Here is a 21,540-nt window from a genome sequence, read left to right as displayed (position 1 = left end):
TTGGAGGAGATAGAGGAGACAAGTGCATCTTGCGGCATTGCGGCATATCACGCCACTTTATATTCATGATGATAGAAATAGTCATCCGTGATAATGAGACGCCATCAGGGTTTCAAGCCGTGCGGCGCGTGGCTTGCGGCAAGAATTCTCCCAGCCACACCAGCGCGGCCAGTCCCGGGAAGGCCATGCCGGTCAGCAAGGTCGCCTGCCAGCCATGGCTCGCATACATCCAGGCGCCGACGGCCGAGCCGGCCGCGCCGCCGGCAAAGAACAGCGCGAAATACAGGCCGTTCAAGCGGCCCCGCACTTCCGCGCCCAGGCTGAAAATGGCCCGCTGGCCCAGCACCAGGTTGGCCGCCACGCCCATGTCGAGCACGATGGAAGCGATGACCAGCAGTCCCAGCGCCACATGTTTCGACGCTGGCGCAAACATGGGCAAGGCAAAGGCAACGATACCGAGCGCCAGCGCGGCGGCCGTGGCCGGCAAGGTATGGCCCGCATCAGCCAGGCGGCCGGCGATGGGCGAAGCGACAGCGCCCGCCATGCCCACCAGGGCAAAGATGGCAATGCCCGTTTGCGACAGGCCAAATGCCGGGCTGGCCAGCACCAGCGGCGTGACAGTCCAGAACAGGCTGAAGGCGCCAAACAAGCCAGCATGATAAGCGGCACGGCGGCGCAGCACGGGCGTGCCCAGCAACAAGTGCCACAGCGAAGCCATCAGGGCCGGATACGGCATGCTCGACACCGGCTGGCGCACGGGCAAGGCACGGCGCAGCACGGCTGCCAGCGCCAGCATCAGCAAGGCGGCGCCGCCGAACACCACATGCCAGCTGGCATGGGCCGCCACCAGCGACGCCACGGGACGGGCCAGCATGATGCCCAGCAACAAGCCACTGACCACCTTGCCCACCGTCTGGCCCCGCGTCGCTTCCTGCGACAGGTGGGCGGCAAACGGCACGATCACTTGCGCCGCCACGGAACCGAGGCCGATCGCCAGCGCGGCGGCCAGGAAGACGATGGCGCCGGTGGAGAAAGCCGCCACCAGCAAGGCCGTGGCCGTCACCAGCAGGGCCGTGATGATCAGGCGGCGGTTTTCCAGCAAGTCTCCCAGGGGCACGACAAACAGCAGGCCCAGGGTATAGCCCACTTGCGTCAGGGTGACGATCAGCCCGGCAGCCTTGGCCGACAGGCCCGTGGAGGCACTGATGGGGCCAACCAGGGTTTGCGCGTAATACAGGTTGGCGACAATCAGGCCGGAGGCGATGGCGAGCAGCAGCACCATGCCGGGTGAAATGTCGGCGGGTGCGGATGGCACTGCGCGGGATGAGGCCTTGTTCATGTTGTTTCCTCGCTTCGTTAGGGATGTGGCTATTCTAGGCAAAGGGGCGGCAAAGATAATTAGGGCATAATCCCCCTATACTTTTCACATAAGATGAACAATCCCCATGGACAAGATCAAAGCCATGCAGACCTTCGTGCGCATCGTCGAGGCCAACAGTTTTTCCAAGGCGGCCGAGACCTTGAATCTGCCGCGCGCCGCGCTGACGGCCACCTTGCAAAAGCTGGAAGCCTACCTGGGCACGCAATTGCTACAGCGAACCACGCGCCGCTTGTCGCTGACGCCGGAAGGGGCCGATTACTTTCGCCATTGCATCGACATCCTGCGCGCCGTGGACACGGCGGAACTGGCGTTTCGGGGACCGGAAGCAAAAAAGCCGCGCGGCTTGTTGCGCATCAACCTGCCCAGCACGGTTGGCCGCCGCCTCGTCATTCCCCATATCGCGCAATTTCACGCCGCCTATCCGGAAGTGCAGTTACAGCTGAGCCTGACTGACCGCCTGGTCGACCTGACGCAGGAAGGCATCGATTGCGCCTTGCGCGTCGGCACCTTGCAAGACTCCGCCTTTATCGGCAGACAGATCGGCCTGATGCGCTTCATGACGTGCGCCGCGCCCGCCTATCTGGCGCGGCACGGCACGCCGCACACGCTGGCCGACCTGGCCGCGCACCAGGGCATCATGCATTACTCGGGCCGTACGGGGCGCGCCTTTGACTGGGATTTTCAAGAAGGCAAGGAAGTGGTGCGCGTGCAGATGGCCGGCCCCATCGCCGTCAACGACGCGGACGCCAGCGTCGATTGCGCCCTGCAAGGGCTGGGCGTGGCGCAGGCGGCCCAGTACCAGGTGCGCGCGCATCTCGACAGCGGCGCGCTGGTGGCCGTACTGCCGGATTGCCCGCCCACGCCCATGCCGATGTCCCTGCTGACGCCGCAAGGCCGGCTGGCCACGCCCAAGCTGCAGGCCTTTGCGGGCTGGCTGACAGCCCTGCTGGCGGCGCAACCGGACGTGCAATTGCCGCCACGCCAGCTGTAAGGCAAAAAAAAAGCCCGCTACGGAGAGCGGGCTAAATCTATTTTCTTGGAGGAGAATAGAGGAGACAAGTGAATTATGCTGCATCGCGGCATATCATGCCAATTGATTGTTGGAATAATAGAAATAAGCGAAACAGATAACTATCGAAACTGGCCGGAAAATAAAAAGGCTCTGTCATCGGCAAGTGGGGGACAGGCCGGAATTTTCCTGTGGTCGCGTGGTCTGACTCTGCATATTCACCATGCAGGGAGCCGATCATGTTGTCAGCCGAATGGACGATCTTTATCGCGCAGTTTTCCTGCCTGAGCGCACGCCAGCGCCAGGCCGGTATTGCCCTGCTGCGTGGCAGCGCGCCGCAGCAGGCAACCATCGCCCTGATCGAGGAGGTGGCGCGCCAGCGCCTGGCCTGCCCAGCCTGCCATTCGGCGCATGTGCACCGGCATGGCCATGCGCAGGGCCTGCAGCGCTACCGCTGCGTGCCCTGCGGCCGCACCTTCAATGCCTTGACGGGCACGCCGCTGGCGCGCCTGCGCCACAAGGCGCAATGGCTCGAATATGCCGACTGCCTGCTCGACTCTGTCTCGGTGCGCCGCGCGGCCAGCCGACTGGGCCTGCACCGCAACACCACGTTTCGCTGGCGCCACCGGTTTTTAAGCCTGGCAAAAACGGACCGGCCGCACTGCCTGCATGGCATTGCCGAGGCCGACGAACTGTATGTGCTGGAATCGCAAAAGGGCGCGCGCACGATGACGCGTCCGGCACGCCGCCGCGGAGGCCACGCGACCTTGCGCGGCATGTCGCATGAACAGGTCTGCATCCTGGTGGCGCGCGACCGCACGGGACAAACCCTCGATTTCGTTACCGGCATGGGGGCATTGACGAAGGCGCAGCTGCATCGCTGTTTGCCGCCCGTCATGGACCAGGATGTGCTGCTGGTTACGGATGGCCATGCGGCCTATGCCGCTTTTGCCCGCGAGGCGGGCATCAGCCATCAGGCCGTCAATCTGCGTGCCGGCATGCGCGTGCGGGGCGCGGCCCACGTGCAAAACGTCAACGCCTATCACAGCCGTCTCAGGCAATGGCTGCGTCCGTTTCAAGGCGTGGCGACGCGCTACCTGCACCATTATCTGGGCTGGCGCTGGATACTCGATGCCAAACGCATCCGCTCAGCAGAAACCTTGCTGAAAGCCACGCTCGGTGATTTCCCACACCTGACGAGGACATAGCCAATAAAAAAGCCGGGGCCAGACCCGAAAGGTCCAGTCCCGGCTTCTGCCTGAAGCGGCCGCCTGCCGGCAGCTTACTTCGCCGTCGCCGCCACCGGCGCCGCCTTGGCATCGGCGCCATATGGCAGCACTTTCGCCGCCAGGCGGGTATCGGCCTTGATCAGCGCCACTTCATCGGCCAGGATGCGCGCCGTTTCGTTCAGCAGCACGTCCTTGGCGCTCTTCGCGGCCGTCTCGGCGTCGAGTTCGGCGCTCAGCGCGCGCTCGTCGCCCTGCAAGCCGTCATCGGTGCGCAAGGCGCCCTTCACGGCGGCGATCTGCTTGGCCGTCTTGCTGGCCGCTTTCGCGCCCTTGAGCACGTCTTTCGGGTCGGGGATCACCACCAGGTCGTCGGATGGATTCGAGATCTGCGCGATCAGGCGTTTTTCACGGGCCTTGGCGCGCGCTTCCTGGGCATCGCGCTCCTTGCGGCGCACGGCTTCGTTCAGCGAGATCTGGTTTTCCTTGCGCTGCTTGAGCACCAGGGCGATGTCATCCTGCAAGTACTGGAAATCCTTGTCCTTGGCCACACGCGCTTCATGCTTCTTGTCCAGCAGCGGCACGATATCCTTCAGGTCACCCGTTGGCATATAGGACGCCGGCTTGATGGCCACCCACGGCAAGGCATTGTCGTAGCTCGACTCGCCGAAGTTTTCCGTGTCCGACATGGTCGGCAGCTTGATGTCGGGCGTGACGCCGCGCAATTGCGTGGTGCCGCCATTAATGCGGAAAAATTGCGCGATGGTCATTTTCAGCTCGCCGAAACGGGCTTTCTCGCTGCCGCCAAAGCGGTCGAGGCTGAACAAGGTCTGCACCGTGCCCTTGCCGAAACTGCCTTCGCCGATGACCAGGCCACGGCCGTAGTCCTGGATGGCGGCGGCGAAAATCTCGGAAGCGGAAGCGGAGCCGCGATTGATCAGCACGCCCATCGGACCATCCCAGGCCAGGCCGGCATTGGTATCGCTTTCCACGTCTACCTTGCCTTCGGCATTGCGCTGCATCACCACCGGGCCCTTGTCGATGAACAGGCCTGTCAGCTCGACGGCTTCGTTCAGCGACCCGCCGCCGTTGTTGCGCAAGTCGATGAGGACGTTGTCAACCTTGTCCTTTTTCAATTCGCCCAGCAGGCGGTTCACGTCGCGCGTGGCGCTCTTGAAATCCTTGTCGCCACGGCGGCGCGCCTCGAAGTCCTGGTAGAAGGTGGGCAGGGAAATGACGCCGATGCGGCGCTTGACGCCGTTATCGCGCACTTCGATGATGGATTTCTTCGCCGCCTGTTCTTCCATGCTGATTTTCTTGCGCACCAGCGGCAGGATCACGTGCTTGGCGTCCGGACCCGCATCGGCCGGCAGGATATCCAGGCGCACCACCGAATCCTTGGCGCCTCGGATCAGCTGCACGACGTCGTCGATGCGCATGCCCAGCACTTCGGTGATGGGGCCGCTGTCGCCCTGCCCCACGCCGACGATGCGGTCGCCCACTTTCAGCTTGCCCGACAAGCCGGCCGGGCTGCCTGGCACGACTTCGCGCACCACCGTGTATTCGTCGCGCGTCTGCAGCACGGCGCCGATGCCCTCCAGCGACAAGCGCATGGCGATATCGAAATTTTCCGAGGCGCGCGGACCCAGGTAGTTGGTATGCGGTTCGATCGACATGGCGTACGCATTCATGAAGATCTGGAACACGTCCTCGCTGTTGAGCTTGCGCGAACGGGTGGTGTAGCTTTCATAGCGCTTGTCCAGCGTTTCGCGGATGGCCTTGTCTTCCTTGCCCGCCAGCTTCAGGCGCAGCCAGTCATTCTTGACGCGCTTGCGCCACAGGTCGCGCACCTCGTCGTCGTTCTTTGGCCAGGCAGCTTTTTCGCGGTCCAGCTGATAGCTCTCGTCGGCCGTGAAGTCGAATTTGGTCTTCAGCAATTCACGTGCATACGCCATGCGCTCGTCGAAACGCTGCTGGTACAGATTGTAGATGGCGAACGGCGCCGTCAGGTCTTCATTGGTGATGGCGTCATCGAGCTTGGTGCGCAGCGGCGCGAAACGGTCGATGTCGGCCTGCACGAAGAACAGCTTTTCCGCGTCCAGCGACTTGAAGTAGCGGTCAAAGATCTTTTCCGACATGGCATCATCGAGCGGCACGGCCTTGTAATGGACGCGCGTCAACACGCGCGATGCCCACAGGGCAGCCTGCGTTTGCTGGGCCAGCGGCTTCATGGGGGGCGGAGGAGCGGCGCTCTTGTCCGTCTGGGCTGCGCCAGCTTGGGCTGACAGGGCAAGCACCAGGGTGACCAGCATCATTTGCTTCTTCATCGGCTTCTCCGAAAATTAGTTAAATCAATTCCAGGCGGCGCAGCGAACCTCGCGCCAGCCAGCAAGACAGTAAGGGGAATACACGACTGGTCTGCATATTATTCTACAGGATACGGGCAGGCAGTCTCCCATGGAATATCAGTTTCTTCCTGGAAGCTTAAACGCGGATTAAGGATGGCGTTTCATTCATTACAAAGTGAAACATCCGTGAGAATTTGCTGCGGCTCAGGCACCGCGCCGAAGGCTGGCAACGGCATCACAAAATCAATCGTCTTGGCAGAATCCAAAAAGTCAATAGAGCATCTGCGGATTCCTTGATATGGATGATGTTTTTAAGCGAAAAAATGATTCCTGCGGGAAATACTTAGTAGCGAAACGCAAGCTACATGTTATCATCGCCCCCTGAAATTCAGCGTGCCCGCATGCAGTCACCCAGCCAGCACGCCGCCGTTGCAAGCGCATTCCTCCACCAGATCTCCTCCCCGCGTGTCATGTCATGACCAGGAATGGCCGAGCTGATTACCCTTAGCCAGACTCAATAACCGATATGCCTACAATCTCGTTCTCCCCCCGCCACTGGAGTGTCGGCGGCAAGATCACCATTTTCACGTTCGCGCTCGTCAGCCTGATCCTCGCCAGCCTGACGGCAATGATCAGCATCACCACCAGCCGCGTGCTGGAACAGCGTGCCGAAGCGGCCGTCACCAGTGAACTCAACAGCGTCATGACGACGACGGAAGTGTTCCATACGGCCATGGTCAACGAGGCAGGCAGCTTCGCGCGCCTGTTCGCGGCCGAATTTCCCGGTCCATTCACGGTCGACCATGGCAGCATGGTGGCCGTCGCCGGCAAGGCCACGCCCGCCCTGGCCAACGGCGGCAAGGTCCTGAACCTGGACACGGCCCTGGTCGACCGCTACACGGCGCAAACGGGCGTGATCGCCACCATCTTTGCCGCCGACGGCGATGAATTCATCCGCATCAGCACCTCGCTGAAAAAACAGGATGGCACGCGCGCCATCGGCACCCAGCTCGACCACAGCCACCCCAGCTATGCGCCGCTGCGCGCCGGCCAGCGCTTCATCGGCATGGCAACCTTGTTTGGCAAGCAATACATCACGCAGTACGACCCCGTGCGCGACGCGGGCGGCAAGGTGGTGGGCGTTCTGTTCATTGGCCTCGACATCAGCAAGAATTTGGCCATGCTGAAAGAGAAGATTCGCCAGGTCAAGATCGGCCAGACGGGCTACATCTACATTGTCGACACGGCGCCGGGCGCCAACTACGGCCATCTGGTGCTGCACCCGAACAGCGAAGGCAAGAGCGCGCTCGACTTCAAGGCCAGCGACGGCCGCCTGTTCATCCAGGACATGCTGGCGCAAAAGAACGGCGCCATGCGCTATACGTGGACGGCACCGGGCGAAACGGCTGCCAGCGCGCGCGAAAAGCAGCTGTATTACCGCCAGTTCAAGGATTGGCAATGGATCATCGCCGGCGGCACGTTTACAGATGAAATCACGGCGGAGGCGCGCCAGCTGCGCAACCAGCTGGCCATCGCCGGCTTCGTCTCCCTGCTCGTCTTCGCCCTGCTGCTGTACTGGCTGGTGCGCACCCTCGTGTCGCGCCCGCTGGCCGGCGCCGAGGCCGCCGCCGAGCAGATCGCTGCAGGCGACCTGACCGTGCACCTCGACACGACCAGCCTGGATGAAATCGGCCGCCTGCTGCGCGCCATGAACCGCATCAGCGACAACCTGTCGCAAGTGGTCAGCAATGTGCGCGGCAGCGCCGGGCAGATCGCCACGGCCTCGGGCGAAATCGCCAGCGGCAACCTGGATCTGTCGAGCCGCACGGAGCAGCAGGCCAGCTCGCTGGAAGAAACGGCCGCCTCGATGGAAGAACTCAGCTCCACCGTGCGCCAGAACGTCGAGCACGCCCAGCAGGCGAGCCGCCTTGCGCACGAATCATCCGGCCTGGCAGCCAAGGGCGGCGCGGCTGTGACGCAGGTGGCCAGCACCATGGACGCCATCCGCAGTTCGTCGGGCAAGATCGCCGACATCATCGGCGTCATCGACGGCATCGCCTTCCAGACCAACATCCTGGCCTTGAACGCGGCCGTGGAAGCGGCCCGCGCCGGCGAGCAGGGACGCGGCTTTGCCGTCGTTGCCACGGAAGTGCGCACCCTGGCGCAGCGCTCGACGGCAGCGGCGAAAGACATCAAGGACCTGATCCAGGCGTCCGCCAGCACGGTGGACCTGGGCCACGCGCAAGTGAGCCAGGCCAGCGCCACCATGGATACGGTGGTGGCCAGCGTGCAGCAGGTGAGCGGCATCATGGCCGAGATCGCGCAAGCGAGCGAAGAGCAGCGCAGCGGCATCGAGCAAGTCAACCAGGCCATCGCCCAGATGGACCAGGTGACCCAGCAGAATGCGGCCCTGGTGGAAGAAGCGGCCGCGGCCGCCGACGCCCTGCAGGAGCAGGCGCATGAACTGACGCAGGTGGTGGGCGTGTTCAAGCTCTAAGTGGTGACGGGTGCTAAGATGGGGAAGAATCCACCTCTCCAGGAGAGACCATGCACGACGACTATGTTTTGATTGCCCGGCTGATGATCCCCACGGACGCGCACGTGATCCGTGGCTGCCTTGCCGCCGCCGGCATCGACGTGCTGCTGACTGACGACCAGCACATGCAGGCCGACATGCTGCTGGCGGCCGCCATCGGCGGCGCCCGCGTGATGGTGCGCGAACACGATGTGGCGCGCGCCAACGAGATCCTGGCCGCCTTCGAGCGGGGCGACCTGGCGCTGTCGGACGATGCCGACGTGGGCGTGCCGGTCGTGGAGTAAATCAGGAGTAGAAACAGCGCCCGCACGCCTGGCGGTACGCTTCGTTGCCGCCGATACTGATCTGCTCGCCTTCCTTGATGCGGCGGCCCTGTTCATCCACGCGGATGTTCATCGTGGCCTTCTTGCCGCACGTACAAATATTCTTCAACTCTTCGATATCATCGGCCAGCGCCAGCAGATAGGCCGAGCCGGGGAACGGTTCGCCCTTGAAATCCGTGCGCAAGCCGTAGCAGATGACGGGCACGCCCTTCACCTGCGCCAGCTGGTGCAGCTGCTGCACCTGGGCCGTGCTGAGAAACTGCGCCTCGTCCACCAGCAGGCAGGCCACTTGGGGAATCTCATCGAGAAAATTCGTGTCGGCATGGAAGATGTCGACCTGGCGCTGCGGACCCAGGCGCGAAGTGACGCGGCCCACGCCGTAGCGGCTGTCGATGGCGGCCGTGTACAGGCGCACCTGCTGGCCCTGCTCTTCATAGTTGTGCGCGACCTGCAACAAGGCCGTCGACTTGCCCGCGTTCATCGCGGAATACCGGAAATAAAGTTTTGCCACTGCCGCCTGCCCTGTTTGTCTGGTTTTTCAGGATACTCTTCAGCACCTTTTCGAGGCGTGATTATAAATCGCAATGGCAGGCTTGCGGCAGCTTAATACATGCGCCATTGCCGAGGCAAAACGGGGGAAAACAGCGCATACTGGGACGATGCACACTTCCAGCCATATGCAAAAGCCGCATATGCAAGCATTAAAACATTCGTTCGCAGGCCATGTCCTCAAGCCTACACTCCGCCCTTTTGCACGGAAAGCGGCTCGGGACACAATCCGGAGCGGCTGTTTCGCTGACAGGAGCCACCATGAATGACCGAATGCCAACCCCACCCTCGCCGCCGGCGCTATACAAGCTGATCGGCAATACCCCACTGGTCGAAGTGACCAGGCTCGACACGGGCCTGTGCCAGCTGTTCCTGAAACTGGAATCGCAGAATCCGGGCGGTTCCATCAAGGACCGCATCGGCCTGTCCATCATCGAAGCGGCCGAAGCCGATGGCCGCCTGCAGCCGGGCGGCACCATCATCGAGGCGACGGCCGGCAATACCGGCATCGGCCTGGCGCTGGTGGGCCGCATCAAGGGCTACCATGTGATTCTCGTCGTGCCCGACAAGATGTCGACGGAAAAAGTGCTGCACCTGAAAGCCCTGGGCGCCGACGTGCGCACCACGCGCTCGGACGTGGGCAAGGGCCATCCCGAGTATTACCAGGATTACGCGGCGCGCCTGGCGCGCGAACTGCCGGGCGCCTTCTTCGCCGACCAGTTCAACAATCCCGCCAACCCGCTTGCCCACGAAACGACGACGGCCCCTGAAATCTGGGAGCAGAGCGGCCATGACGTCGACGCCATCGTCGTCGGCGTCGGTTCGTCCGGCACCCTGACGGGCCTGACGCGCTACTTCCGCAAGGCCCAGCCGAAACTGGAATTCGTGCTGGCCGACCCGCAAGGCTCCATCCTCACCGCATACATCGAGTCCGGCAAAGTGTCGGATACAAGCGGCTCCTGGGCCGTGGAAGGCATCGGCGAAGACTTCATTCCCTCGATCGCCGACATGGACAGCGTCACCCGTGCCTACAGCATCAGCGACCAGGAAAGTTTTGATTCCGCGCGCGCCCTCTTGCGCGCGGAAGGCATCCTGGGCGGCTCGTCCACCGGCACCCTGCTGGCCGCCGCCCTCAAATACTGCCGCGAACAGACGACACCCAAGCGCGTCGTCACCTTCGTCTGCGACACGGGCACGCGCTACCTGTCGAAAGTCTACAACGATGGCTGGATGCGCGACCAGGGCCTGTTGCAGCGCGCCGTGTCGGGCGACTTGCGCGACTTGATCGGACGCCGCTACGACGAGGGCGACGTGGTCAGCGTGGCGCCAGGCGACACCCTGCTCACGGCCTTCAACCGCATGCGTGCCAGCGACCTGGCGCAACTGCCCGTCATCGATGGCGGAAAACTGGTCGGCATCCTCGACGAATCGGACCTGCTGCTGCATGTCTCCAGCGACGCCGCGCATTTCGCCGGCCTGGTGGGCGCCACCATGACGACGCAACTGGAAACCCTGGCGCCGTCCAGCGGCCTGCCCGCCCTGCGCGCCACCCTGGACCGGGGCCTGACCGCCGTCGTCGCCGACGCTGACGCCTTTTATGGCCTGATCACCCGATTCGACCTTCTCAACCACTTACGCAGGACACTATCTTGAGCCAGGAAACCACCCGCAAGAACCACCTCGCCACGCGCGTCATCCACGCCGGCCAGTCGCCCGACCCGTCGACGGGCGCCATCATGCCGCCCATTTACGCCACCTCCACCTTCGTGCAGGACAGTCCCGGCGTGCACAAGGGCCTCGACTATGGCCGCTCGCACAACCCCACGCGCTGGGCGCTCGAGCGCTGCGTGGCCGACCTGGAAGGCGGCAGCGCGGCCTTTGCCTTCGCCTCCGGCCTGGCCGCCATTTCGTCCGTGCTGGAACTGCTGGACGCGGGCAGCCATATCGTCGCTGGCGACGATATGTACGGCGGCACCTACCGTCTGTTCGAGCGCGTGCGCCGCCGCTCGGCCGGCCACCAGTTCACCTACGTGGATCTGACCAATCCCGAGAACCTGCTGGCCGCGCTGCGCCCGGAAACGAAGATGGTGTGGGTCGAAACGCCGACGAATCCCATGCTCAAGCTGGCCGACTTGCGGGCCATCGCCGACATCTGCCGCGCACGGGGCATCATCGCCGTGGCCGACAACACCTTCGCCAGCCCGCTGGTGCAGCGCCCGCTGGAGCATGGCTTCGATATCGTCGTGCACTCGACCACCAAGTATCTGAACGGCCACTCGGACATCATCGGAGGCATTGCCATCGTCGGCGCGGAAGCACGCCAGGCGGAATGGCGCGAGCAGCTGGGCTTTTTGCAAAACTCGGTGGGCGCGATCGCCGGTCCGTTCGACAGCTTCCTGGCGCTGCGCGGCGTGAAAACCCTGGCCATCCGCATGCAGCGCCACTGCCAGAGCGCCCTGGCGCTGGCGCAGTGGCTGGAGCAGCAAAAGGAAGTGAAGAAAGTGTTTTATCCGGGACTGGCATCGCACCCGCAGCACGCGCTGGCGCAGCGCCAGATGGACGGTTTCGGCGGCATCATCTCGATCGACCTGGACACGGATCTGGCCGGTGCGCGCCGTTTCCTGGAGCGCTGCGAAGTATTCGCCCTGGCCGAAAGCCTGGGCGGCGTGGAAAGCCTGATCGAGCATCCGGCCCTGATGACGCACGCCAGCATCCCGCCGGAACAGCGGGCAAAACTGGGCATCGGCGATGGCTTGATCCGCCTGTCGGTGGGGATCGAGGATATCGAGGATCTGCGCCACGATTTGCGCACGGCGCTGGACGCGATTTGAAGAGGTGATTGTCGGATTACGCTGCGCTAATCCGACCTGCGGCATGCCGGAGGGTACGGCCCCGGCTTTTGCTGGGGGGTGCCCTCAGTCCCCCGGCCGGTACCTGCGTTCCAGGTGCTTGCTCACATCCTCGGGATAAAACAGCACCTCCTTGAACGCGCCGCGCGCATACATGGCCGCCTGGTCGTTGAAATGCGGCGATGTCGGGTCGCCGCTCTGGCCACCGGCAAGAATACTTTTTGCCTTGATGCGCGGACCGAACTCCACGGCCGCGACAAAGCTGTTGCCACGTTCGCCGTATATCCTGCGCGTGGTGCTCTTGCTGCTCTGGCCATACGCGGCCAGCGCACCCCAGTTCCCCGACGCATACGGCACGGGCAAGCTGGGCTTGGCGTCGTCGAACAGCTGCACCACGTCGCCCGTCAGGCGCTGGAAGCGGTTGATCTCGCCCCATGGGGTTTGCCAGTTGCCGAAGTCGCGCTGCAGTTTATCCGCCGCCGTCGCCAGCGCGGCCAGGCGCTGGTCCGCGCTGACCTTGTCGGTGGCCATGAAGTCGACCACCGGCACGCCCAGTTCCCGCGCCGGTTTGCCTGTCAGCTCGGCCAGTTCCTGGCCCCAGAAAACAGCCAGCGTGGTAGCGGTGGAATCGAGCGCATAGCGCAAGTCCCACGCCCGCAGCAACGCGATTTTCTCGGCCAGCGCCCGCTTTTGCGGCGTGGCCGCCGGCAGCGCATCGTACGCCGCGAACAGCGGCGGCAGCAAGGATTCAAACGCCGTCAGCTCGCTGTCATACGAGGCGGCGATCAGGCTGTCGAGCGTGAATCCTGTCCTGTTCTGGAAGACTTTCACCGCATGCAGGCCGCGCGCGTTTTCGCCATACACGGACATGTAGGCGGGATAATCCTGCTCGCGCGGGCTGTTGGCGCCGGCCGCCGAATACGGCCAGTTATTCGTATTCTGGATCCAGCCATTCTTCGGATTGAACAAGGTGATGGTTTGCGCCACCGTGTGCAGCCCTTGCCACTCGGTGGCGGGGTCGCTGCCGTCGACGGGCTGCTTCCAGTTGAAGCGCGGGTCGCGCACGGGGATGAAATTACCGTGAAAATAAGCGATATTGCCATCCGCATCCGCGTACACCGTATTGTTCGACGAATTCGTGCGCAGCTCCATGGTCTTGTAAAAGGCCGCGTAATCGCGCGCCTTGGTGCGCGTGTACGATTGCGTCAGTGCCTTCAACGGTTCGTTCATCAGGCGCACGGCCACCCACTTTCCATCCTGCGCGCGCACGATGGGGCCGTGATGGCTGTAGTAGACGGTGACGGTTTTCTGGCCCATAGCGCCGTTCGCCAGCTTGTAGGGCAAGGCGATGGGCACGGCCTTCAGGGGACGCAGGGCGCCGTCATAGCGGTAGAACCAGGCGCCATCGTGTTCCACGATGCTTTCCAGGTATTCGTCGATGACGTCGCCGCCGCCCGAGGTATGCATCCAGCCGAGGCGCTCATTGAAGCCCTGGTAGACAAAGAACTGGCCCCACGTAACGGCGCCATACGCGTTCAGGCCTTCGCCGCTCGTCATGTGCACTTCGGGGCGGAAGTAGAACGAGGTATGCGGATTGATCATCAGCAGCGCGTGGCCATTTTTCGTGATGGCGGGCGCGATGGCAAAGCCGTTCGAGCCGCTCGGCTCGGGATCCAGTCCCGACGCCAATCCCGCCTCCAGGCTGGCCAGCGCCACCTTGGCAGGCTTGATCTGCTGGCCATAGAACGCTTCGAGCTGCGCCAGGTTGACCGACTCGATATCGCCGCCGATGCTGCCCTCGCTGAAGCTCAAGGCCATCCACGGCTCGAAATGCGTGATCAACTTGGGTTTGACTTGCGGGTGCGTGGCCAGGTAAAAGTTCAGGCCATCGGCAAAGGCATCCATCAGCTTTTGCAGCCATGGCGGGCTGGCGCGGTACTGCGCCTGCAGGTCGGCCGGATCAATGAAGAGCTTCATGCGCAGGTCGCGGTACAGCTCCCCCTCGCCCTCCACTTCCGCCAGCCGTCCCATGGCGTTGATGTAATTGCGTTCCACGCGCGGGAAATCGTCTTCCGCCTGCGCGTACATCAGGCCAAAAACGGCGTCCGCATCGCTGTTGCCCGTCACGTGGGGCACGCCCCAGGTATCGCGGGCGATGCTGACATTGGCGGCCTGCGCCCGCCAGCGGGCCAGGTCGACGGCAGACGCCGAGGCGGAAACGGCGGGCGTTGCCAGCGCGGGCGTGCTGGCAACGATGCCGCAGGCGATGGCGGCGAACAGGGTACGGCTGTGCAGCATGCACTACTCCAGAATCAGGTCAACAGTCAGGAAGCGTCGATCAGCGTGGCGATACGCTGGTTGAGTTCCACGTTTTCCGCCTGCAGCTGCGCCACCTTCTGTTTCAGGCTGGCGATCTCGCCGCGCAGGCGTTCCGTCTCGGATGGCGCCTGGGCCGCATTCTCGGCCCACGGCTCGTTGCCCGTTTCCGGCGTATCCTGCGGCACGTGGGGCGTCTTCGGCTCGCGCGGCGTGCGCGTGGCGGCGCGCTGTTCGCGGATTTCCTTGGCTGCCTGGCGCAGCAGCTTCTTGCCGCCGGCGACAGCCGCCACCTGCTCTTCCGGCGGCAAGGACGCCACGGTGGCCGCCGCATTGATGGAAATCGTGCCCGAGCGGACGGCTTCCACCAGTTCCGGCGATGCCGCTTTCTGGATCTTCTCGATCTGGCTGATCTGGTTGCTGCTCAGGCGCGCCGCCTTGGCCACTTCTTCGCGCGTGCTCATGGGGGGCTTCGGCGCGTTCTCGCCTTCGGGCGCATCGGCGGCACTGACAGGTGCCGGGCTGCGCGAGGCGACGATTTCCTTCTTGCGCAAGGCCAGCACGCCGCGCTGGAAGTCCGACACGCTGCGGCGCGCCAGATGATTGTCGATCATCCACAGCATGACGTCGTCGAGCGAGCTAAAGCTGGTGTTCTGGATGGTCTTGAATTCGATGCCGTGCTGGCGGCAGATGGCGTAGCGGTTGTGCCCGTCGATCAGCACGTCGTTCCACAGCACCAGCGCGTCGCGGCAGCCCTCGGCCAGCAGGCTGCGCTCGAGCGCCGCGTACTCGCTGGCGGTGAGCGGGTCGATGTACGACTGCAGCACCTGATTGATAGTGATATTCATGGTTGTCCTCAATATTGCGGCGCGATGGTCCGCGCCGGCACGAATGCTACACCATCTGCCCGCCATGGCCGGGTAAAATCACGGCGGCACAGCCCACTCCCACTCCGAGACCATGAAAAGAAAGTACGCCACCGCCATCATCTTCGCCGTTGCCGCCATCGGCTTTACCTGGGTCAGCCCGTATATCGCCATGTACCGCATCAGCATCGCGGCCAAGTCGGTGCGCCTGGAAAACCTGGCGCAGCATGCCAACCTGCCCGCCGTGCGCGCCAGCGTGACGCGCCAGCTGCTGGCAGCCGGTGAAGCAGGCAACGCGGAAGAACTCAAGGAGACGCTCGACACCATCCTCTCGCCGCCCGGCATCACGGTGCTGATCCTGCATGGCAAGCAAGGCGCGGACGGCCAGCGCCACGATTTCGGCATGGCTTACCGCTCATGGAACGAGGTGGTGCTGCGGCGCAAGGGAGCCGGCCCGGCCGCCAGCCAGTTCGTGCTGCGACGCCATGGCATCTGGGACTGGCAGCTGACGGAAATCATCCTGCCACCGGAACTGCTGTAAGGAAAATTGATCTAAAACAACATTTATGCCATCTTGGCTAAACCGCTATATTGATTTTTGGAAATATTATGTAGAATGCCAACACTTCAGGCGCAGCGGGTCGCCAGGTATCCAAGAGATTGCACGATGAAAAAAATGATGCTTCTCGCCGTAGTGGCACTGGTCGCCTTGGCCGGGCTCTTCTATGGCAGCCCGTATTTCACCATGAACAAGATCCGCACGGCCACCATGGACGAGGATACGCAAGCGCTGGCGCCGCATATCGACCAGGCCCAGCTGCGTGCCAGCCTGGGCAGCCAGTTGCAAACGCTATTTTCCGCGCCGGAAGTGGCCGAGGACATCAGCCCGGACGTCATCGCGCCCCTGCTCGACACCATGCTGATGCCTGAAGGCATCGTCGCCTTGATGAAACTCAACGACCGCTACGAAAAACCCATTGCCAAGGTCAGCGACATCAGCGGCCGCAAGCGCAACACCAAGCCCGAATACAAGCTCCACTACACCTCCTGGGACAGCGTTGTCGTCCAGCGCGCCCATAGCAAGAGCCATATCGGCGAACTGACCCTGACCCGCGATGGCGTATGGGGCTGGAAGCTGACCTCGGTGGCCTTGCCCAGGAATCTGCTGGCCGACGCCTGAAACGCCTGCGCGCTGCTATCATCTGCCCATCCCCATTCCTACGGAGGCAGCATGTCTGACCTGGTACACCACGCACTGGCCCATGCGGGCAAACCGGCCACCACGCCCTGGGTCGTCACCCTCGTCAGCGGCGAGAAGCTGACAGGGCCCATCACCGTGCTGGCCGACGGCTGCTACGCCATCGGCCTGGGGCAAATCAAGTACTTTGCCAGCGACAAGGTGGCCAGCCTGAATGTCTCGGGCGCGGGTGCGTTTCCTATCTGATGGATCGCACAGCTGACGGCGTGCAGGACAGCACGGCGCTGGCGGCGCATTTGCAGGCGCTGGAAGCGGCCCTGCAAAGTCAGGCCGTGCGCGCCGACAGCGCCAGGCTGGGGGCGCTGCTGGCTGACGAGTTCTTCGAATTCGGCAGTTCCGGCAATGTCTGGACGCGCGCGGCCACCCTGGCCGACCTGCCCGATGACGTATTTTGCCCGCGCGGCATCGAGGACTTCCAGGCGCAACTGCTGGCCGAGGATGTCGCCTTGGTCACTTACCGTTCGCAGCGGCTTGCCGTGGGCGCCCTGCCCGCCGGCGCCAGCCTGCGCAGTTCGCTATGGAAACGGCGCGACGGCCGCTGGCAAATGGCGTTTCACCAGGGCACGCCTATTGTCGGCTGAGGCTGCGCCCGCTCAGGCAGCCTGGCGCTCGGTGCCCTGCTGCGTCAGTGCCGGCAGGCGCGCCAGCGCATCTTGTAGGGCAGCAAAACACTCGGCATCGATGGCCGTGCCCACCGTTTCGGCCATGATCTCGAGCGCCTTGGGGATCGGGATCGGCCCACGGTAAGGGCGGTCAGCCGTGATGGCGTCGAAAATATCGGCCGTGGTGATGATGCGCGTTTCCAGGCTGATATCGTCCGCCGTCAAGCCGCGCGGATAGCCCTTGCCGTCGAGCCGTTCGTGGTGCGCGGCCGCGACGATCGCCAGTTCCGCAAACGCATCGATGCGCGACAAGATCGTTTCCGTGTAGCGCGCATGCTGCTGCACCGCCAGCCATTCTTCCGCATCGAGCTTGCCTGCCTTGTCCAGCACGCTATTGCTGACCCCGAGTTTTCCCACGTCATGCAGCAAGGCGCCCCGCTTGAGCCAGCGGCGCCGTTCCGGCGTCACGCCCATGGACTCGGCGATCATGTCCGTGTACAGCGCCACGCGCTCGCTGTGGCCGCTGGTGTACGGGCTTTTCGAGTCGACCACCTGGCCGAACGCGGCGGCGATATCGTCAAGATAATCCTCGTCCACCGGCACGCAACGGCTTGCCGGCTCCAGCGCCGCCACGGCCGCGCCGATGTCCTGCGCGCGCAGCATGGACCAGAAGGCGCCCGACTGCGCCACCCGCTCGAAGGCCTGCACCAGCTGCGGATCGAACCAGGTGCCGCTGCGCTGGCGCACTTCGGCCTGCGCGGCGCGCGCGCCATCGGCCGTATGGAACACGTCGATCACCTGCGTCAGCAAGGCGATGCGCGAAAACAGGGGAATTGCCTGGCCGGCCAGCTTTTCCGGCTTGCCCTGCCCGTTGTGGTGTTCGTCGAGGCTGTAGATGCCTTGCGCCACCGCTTCCGGGAAGCGCAGCAGGCGAGCGATGTCGGCGCCGCGCTGGCAGCGCGTGGCGATCAGCTCCTGCGCGATGTGCGGACCGTCGCGCAAGATCGTCATCACGGCGCGGAAGCGCTCGGCCAGGCCCGCCTTCAGGCCCGTGTGCTTGAGCACGAATTTGAGCACCTGCGGCAAACTGTCGCCCACCGTCTTGAAACCTTGCTTGAACGCCAGGTCGTCCGTCAGGTACAGCTCGCAGATGCGCGCCGCATTGCTGCTGCAGCCCAGGTCCTTGAGCAGCAAGGTGTAATACAGCTTCCACAAGTCGTCCTCCGGCATGCCCAGCTCGCGCCCCACATGCATGCCAATCCAGCAGCAGCGGATGCAGTGGCCTTCCGGCTGGCCTTCGGTGATGTCGAGCGCCTGGCTCAGGGCGGCGATCAGCTCGGATAACTTGATGCCGTCAACGGCTGGCACGTCTGTAGATAATATTGACATGATAGAAATATACATTTCCCATTTGGAATAATTTATATTCTACGCGAACTGGACGTTGGCATATGCCTCAAGGCAATAATTCAACGGCGGCGGGGCCGCGCATCATGCGCTGACGCATGCACAGCGGCACAGTCGTGTGGTGCTGCAACAACATCGCGGTAGCGCAAAAAAACACGGCAGCTGTTGTATTTTCAGCAGGACGCGGCAGCGTTACTTGCCCCTGGCGCTCTCCCGTTTGCGCTGCTACAGGGAAAGGCGGCAGCGTCGGCGTACTCGCTCGCGCGATCGCAAGCCTGCCGGCACTCCACTATGCGCCTGCACGATATTGACGACAAATACGATTTTACTAGCTGATTCAGAGGAAATTGATATGAATTGACGACACACAGAAATGGCATGAATGGCAAAAAATGTCGTGCTAGCATGATTTTTCGCCTGGCCGAAAACAGCCGCCAGTACCTGCCGTAGCACCCATACCAAGGAGCCGTTTCATGATGACACCGCATGCCAGCACAGTACGCCGCACCCTGATCGCCCTGGCCGTTACGGCCGCATTCCCCTTGCAGGCGCTGGCGCAGACGCAGGAAAGCGCTGCTGCAACGGCCGCCGAAGCCCCGCCGGCATCCGCCGCGCAAGCGGGCCCCGGCCAGCTGGAAACCGTCATCGTCACGGCGCAGCGGCGCGCGGAAAACATCAAGGACGTGCCCATGTCGATCGCCACCCTGAAGGGTGACAAGCTCGAAACCCTGACGGCCGGCGGCGCCGACATCCGCTTTCTCAATAGCCGCTCGCCCAGCGTTTCCGTCGAATCGGACTATGGCCGCACTTTCCCGCGCTTCTATATTCGCGGCTTGGGCAATACCGACTTCGACTTGAATGCCTCGCAGCCGGTGGGCCTGGTGATGGACGACGTGGTGCAGGAAAACGCCATGCTGAAAGGTTTTCCCGTGTTTGACGTGGACCAGGTGGAAGTGCTGCGCGGCCCGCAAGGCACCCTGTTCGGCCGCAACTCGCCGGCCGGCGTGATCAAGTTCGATTCGGCCAAGCCCGTGTTCAGGACGGAAGGCTACCTGAGCGGAGGTTTCGGCAAGGATGGCGTGAAAAACCTGGAAGGCGCTTTCAACGTGCCCGTCAGCGATACGCTGGCCCTGCGCTTTTCCGGCCAGACGCAACGCCGCGACGACCGCGTGCACAATCCACGCGCCACCGGCACGCGCGACTTCGAAGGCTATGAAGACAGCGCCGCCCGCCTGCAGGTGCTGGTCAAGCCCACGCGCGACCTGACCGCCCTGTTCAACGTGCACGCGCGCAACCTCGATGGCACGGCCACCCTCTTCCGCGCCAACATCCTCAAGCAGGGCACGAACGACCTGGTCGACGGCTTTGATTACGATAACTACCCGACGGACGGCATCAATCGCCAGCACCTGAAAACCAAGGGCGGCAGCATGCGCCTGAAATGGGACTTGCCCGGCGTGACCCTGCACTCGATCACCGGCTACGAAAAACTCGATTTCTACAGCCGCGCCGACGTCGATGGCGGCTATGGCGCCGTGTATGCGCCGCCGATGGGCCCGGGCTTCATCCCCTTCGTCGTGGAAACAGCTGACGTGATTCCCAACCATAAACAGATTTCGCAGGAATTCCGCGCCGAATCGAGCGCTAAGGGCCCGCTGCAATGGATAGGCGGCCTGTTCTATTTCAAGGAAGACATCCAGATCGACAGCATCAGCTTCGACAGCCTGGCGCCGGGCAACCCGCAAAGCCCGAACTATGCGACGCAAAACCAGAGTTCAAAATCGTACGCGGCCTTCGGCTCGCTGAACTACACGGTGTCGGATGCCCTGAAACTGCGCGCCGGCCTGCGCTACACAACGGACAAGAAGGATTTCTCGGCCAAGCGCGTGGAGGCGACCACGGCCGGCCCGTTCAAGCTGAACGATACGTCGCACAACGTCAGCTGGGACTTGAGCGGCACCTATGTGCTGACGCCGCAGACCAACGCCTACGCGCGCATCGCCACCGGCTACCGCGCGCCGTCGATGCAGGGCCGCCTGAACGGCCTGGCCGACCGCCCTTCCTTTGCCGGCGCCGAAAAAGTGCTGTCCGTCGAAGCGGGCATCAAGCAAGACCTGTTCGACAAGCGCGCCCGCCTCAGCCTGGCCGTGTTCCAGTACCGGGTAAAAGACAAGCAATTGACGGCCGGCAGCGGCGCCGTCAACATGAACCAGTTGATCAACGCCGACAAGGCCGTGGGCCAGGGCGTGGAACTGGACTTCCAGGCCAACCTCAGCGACTCGCTCAGCATGACCCTGGGCGGCAGCTACAACCATACGGAAATCAAGGACAAGAGCCTGTTCGTGCAAAGCTGCGGCAATGCGCAGAACAAGCCGGCCAGCGGCTGCACCGTCACCGACCCGCTGGGCCCTTTCAAAGGCACGGCCTACATCGACGGCAACCCGCTGCCGCGCGCGCCGGAATGGCAAGGCAACTTCACCCTGAAGTACAGCATCCCCGTGGCCAACGGCGAATTCTTCGCCTACACGGACTGGTCCTACCGCACCAGCTACAATTTCTTCCTGTACCAAGCGAAGGAATACAAGGCCAAGGAATTGCTGGAAGGCGGCCTGCGCGTTGGCTACAAATGGGACAAATACGAAATCGCCGCCTACGGCCGCAACATCACCAACCAGATCCAGTCGCTGGGCGCAATTGATTTCGACAACCTGACCGGCATCGTCAACGAGCCGCGCACGTATGGGGTGCAGTTCAAGGCGACGTTCTGACACGTTCCCGCAGTCCTGAGCGGTACGCCGCGAGTCGCCCATCGAAGGCAGTGTTTGCACTGCGTCGCATGGGCAACTCGCGGCGCAGCCGCTTGCCTGTGC

The 21,540-nt window shown here is 63.2% G+C and carries 17 protein-coding genes; 11 read left to right on the top strand and 6 right to left on the bottom strand.

Annotated features, from left to right (window positions below):
- Nucleotides 1-112: 112 nt before the first annotated feature.
- Nucleotides 113-1,339: an MFS transporter gene (locus tag ACQ4WR_RS27690; protein ID WP_436491260.1), complete on the bottom strand. Its 1,227-nt coding sequence runs from the start codon at nucleotides 1,337-1,339 to the stop codon at nucleotides 113-115.
- Nucleotides 1,340-1,445: 106 nt separating this feature from the next.
- On the opposite strand from ACQ4WR_RS27690, the gene ACQ4WR_RS27685 reads away from it, so the two are divergent.
- Both ACQ4WR_RS27685 and ACQ4WR_RS27680 read left to right on the top strand, forming a co-directional pair.
- A complete protein-coding gene (locus ACQ4WR_RS27685) occupies nucleotides 1,446-2,372 on the top strand; it encodes a LysR family transcriptional regulator (protein ID WP_436491259.1) in 927 nt (308 codons plus the stop codon).
- Between the two features lie 257 nt (nucleotides 2,373-2,629).
- Entirely contained in the window at nucleotides 2,630-3,598 is a 969-nt protein-coding gene (locus tag ACQ4WR_RS27680; protein ID WP_436491257.1) for an IS1595 family transposase, read from the top strand.
- A 74-nt stretch (nucleotides 3,599-3,672) separates the two neighbouring features.
- Here ACQ4WR_RS27680 and ACQ4WR_RS27675 read toward each other — a convergent pair whose 3' ends face one another.
- Nucleotides 3,673-5,943, bottom strand: coding sequence for a carboxy terminal-processing peptidase (locus ACQ4WR_RS27675; RefSeq protein WP_102292916.1), 2,271 nt, complete (start codon nucleotides 5,941-5,943; stop codon nucleotides 3,673-3,675).
- A 547-nt stretch (nucleotides 5,944-6,490) separates the two neighbouring features.
- Between ACQ4WR_RS27675 and ACQ4WR_RS27670 the strand changes: the two genes are divergently transcribed.
- Together ACQ4WR_RS27670 and ACQ4WR_RS27665 are read left to right on the top strand one after the other, a co-directional pair.
- Entirely contained in the window at nucleotides 6,491-8,461 is a 1,971-nt protein-coding gene (locus ACQ4WR_RS27670; protein WP_436491255.1) for a methyl-accepting chemotaxis protein, read from the top strand.
- A gap of 50 nt (nucleotides 8,462-8,511) precedes the next feature.
- Nucleotides 8,512-8,784, top strand: a complete 273-nt coding sequence (locus ACQ4WR_RS27665; RefSeq protein WP_102292917.1) for a putative signal transducing protein — start codon at nucleotides 8,512-8,514, stop codon at nucleotides 8,782-8,784.
- A gap of 1 nt (nucleotide 8,785) precedes the next feature.
- Here ACQ4WR_RS27665 and ACQ4WR_RS27660 read toward each other — a convergent pair whose 3' ends face one another.
- Nucleotides 8,786-9,334 carry a thymidine kinase gene (locus ACQ4WR_RS27660; protein WP_092799945.1) on the bottom strand — a complete coding sequence of 183 codons (549 nt, stop codon included), beginning with the start codon at nucleotides 9,332-9,334 and terminating at the stop codon, nucleotides 8,786-8,788.
- A 299-nt stretch (nucleotides 9,335-9,633) separates the two neighbouring features.
- On the opposite strand from ACQ4WR_RS27660, the gene ACQ4WR_RS27655 reads away from it, so the two are divergent.
- Nucleotides 9,634-11,025: a pyridoxal-phosphate dependent enzyme gene (locus ACQ4WR_RS27655; protein ID WP_436491252.1), complete on the top strand. Its 1,392-nt coding sequence runs from the start codon at nucleotides 9,634-9,636 to the stop codon at nucleotides 11,023-11,025.
- Nucleotides 11,022-12,203, top strand: coding sequence for a trans-sulfuration enzyme family protein (locus ACQ4WR_RS27650; protein ID WP_102292919.1), 1,182 nt, complete (start codon nucleotides 11,022-11,024; stop codon nucleotides 12,201-12,203). The genes ACQ4WR_RS27655 and ACQ4WR_RS27650 overlap by 4 nt, the downstream gene beginning before the upstream one ends.
- Before the next feature lie 84 nt (nucleotides 12,204-12,287).
- Here the strand turns inward: ACQ4WR_RS27650 and ACQ4WR_RS27645 are convergent, their stop codons facing one another.
- Complete coding sequence (locus tag ACQ4WR_RS27645) at nucleotides 12,288-14,519, bottom strand: acylase (RefSeq protein ID WP_436491250.1); 2,232 nt, start codon at nucleotides 14,517-14,519, stop codon at nucleotides 12,288-12,290.
- A gap of 26 nt (nucleotides 14,520-14,545) precedes the next feature.
- Entirely contained in the window at nucleotides 14,546-15,385 is an 840-nt protein-coding gene (locus ACQ4WR_RS27640) for a hypothetical protein (RefSeq protein WP_102292921.1), read from the bottom strand.
- A gap of 112 nt (nucleotides 15,386-15,497) precedes the next feature.
- On the opposite strand from ACQ4WR_RS27640, the gene ACQ4WR_RS27635 reads away from it, so the two are divergent.
- From ACQ4WR_RS27635 to ACQ4WR_RS27620, 4 genes are all read left to right on the top strand, one after another.
- A complete protein-coding gene (locus ACQ4WR_RS27635; protein WP_102292922.1) occupies nucleotides 15,498-15,944 on the top strand; it encodes a DUF2939 domain-containing protein in 447 nt (148 codons plus the stop codon).
- A 135-nt stretch (nucleotides 15,945-16,079) separates the two neighbouring features.
- A complete protein-coding gene (locus tag ACQ4WR_RS27630; protein ID WP_436491248.1) occupies nucleotides 16,080-16,583 on the top strand; it encodes a DUF2939 domain-containing protein in 504 nt (167 codons plus the stop codon).
- 51 nt (nucleotides 16,584-16,634) lie between these two features.
- A complete protein-coding gene (locus ACQ4WR_RS27625) occupies nucleotides 16,635-16,847 on the top strand; it encodes a hypothetical protein (protein WP_436491246.1) in 213 nt (70 codons plus the stop codon).
- Entirely contained in the window at nucleotides 16,847-17,242 is a 396-nt protein-coding gene (locus tag ACQ4WR_RS27620; RefSeq protein ID WP_436491244.1) for a nuclear transport factor 2 family protein, read from the top strand. The genes ACQ4WR_RS27625 and ACQ4WR_RS27620 overlap by 1 nt, the downstream gene beginning before the upstream one ends.
- A gap of 12 nt (nucleotides 17,243-17,254) precedes the next feature.
- Here the strand turns inward: ACQ4WR_RS27620 and ACQ4WR_RS27615 are convergent, their stop codons facing one another.
- Nucleotides 17,255-18,652 carry an HD-GYP domain-containing protein gene (locus ACQ4WR_RS27615; RefSeq protein WP_436491242.1) on the bottom strand — a complete coding sequence of 466 codons (1,398 nt, stop codon included), beginning with the start codon at nucleotides 18,650-18,652 and terminating at the stop codon, nucleotides 17,255-17,257.
- Nucleotides 18,653-19,146: 494 nt separating this feature from the next.
- On the opposite strand from ACQ4WR_RS27615, the gene ACQ4WR_RS27610 reads away from it, so the two are divergent.
- Nucleotides 19,147-21,438, top strand: a complete 2,292-nt coding sequence (locus ACQ4WR_RS27610; protein WP_436491298.1) for a TonB-dependent receptor — start codon at nucleotides 19,147-19,149, stop codon at nucleotides 21,436-21,438.
- The last annotated feature ends 102 nt before the right edge of the window (nucleotides 21,439-21,540 follow it).

It is taken from the genome of Janthinobacterium amylolyticum (assembly GCF_051380655.1).
Lineage (GTDB): Bacteria > Pseudomonadota > Gammaproteobacteria > Burkholderiales > Burkholderiaceae_D > Janthinobacterium.
This window is presented reverse-complemented; position numbering and strand designations above follow the sequence as displayed.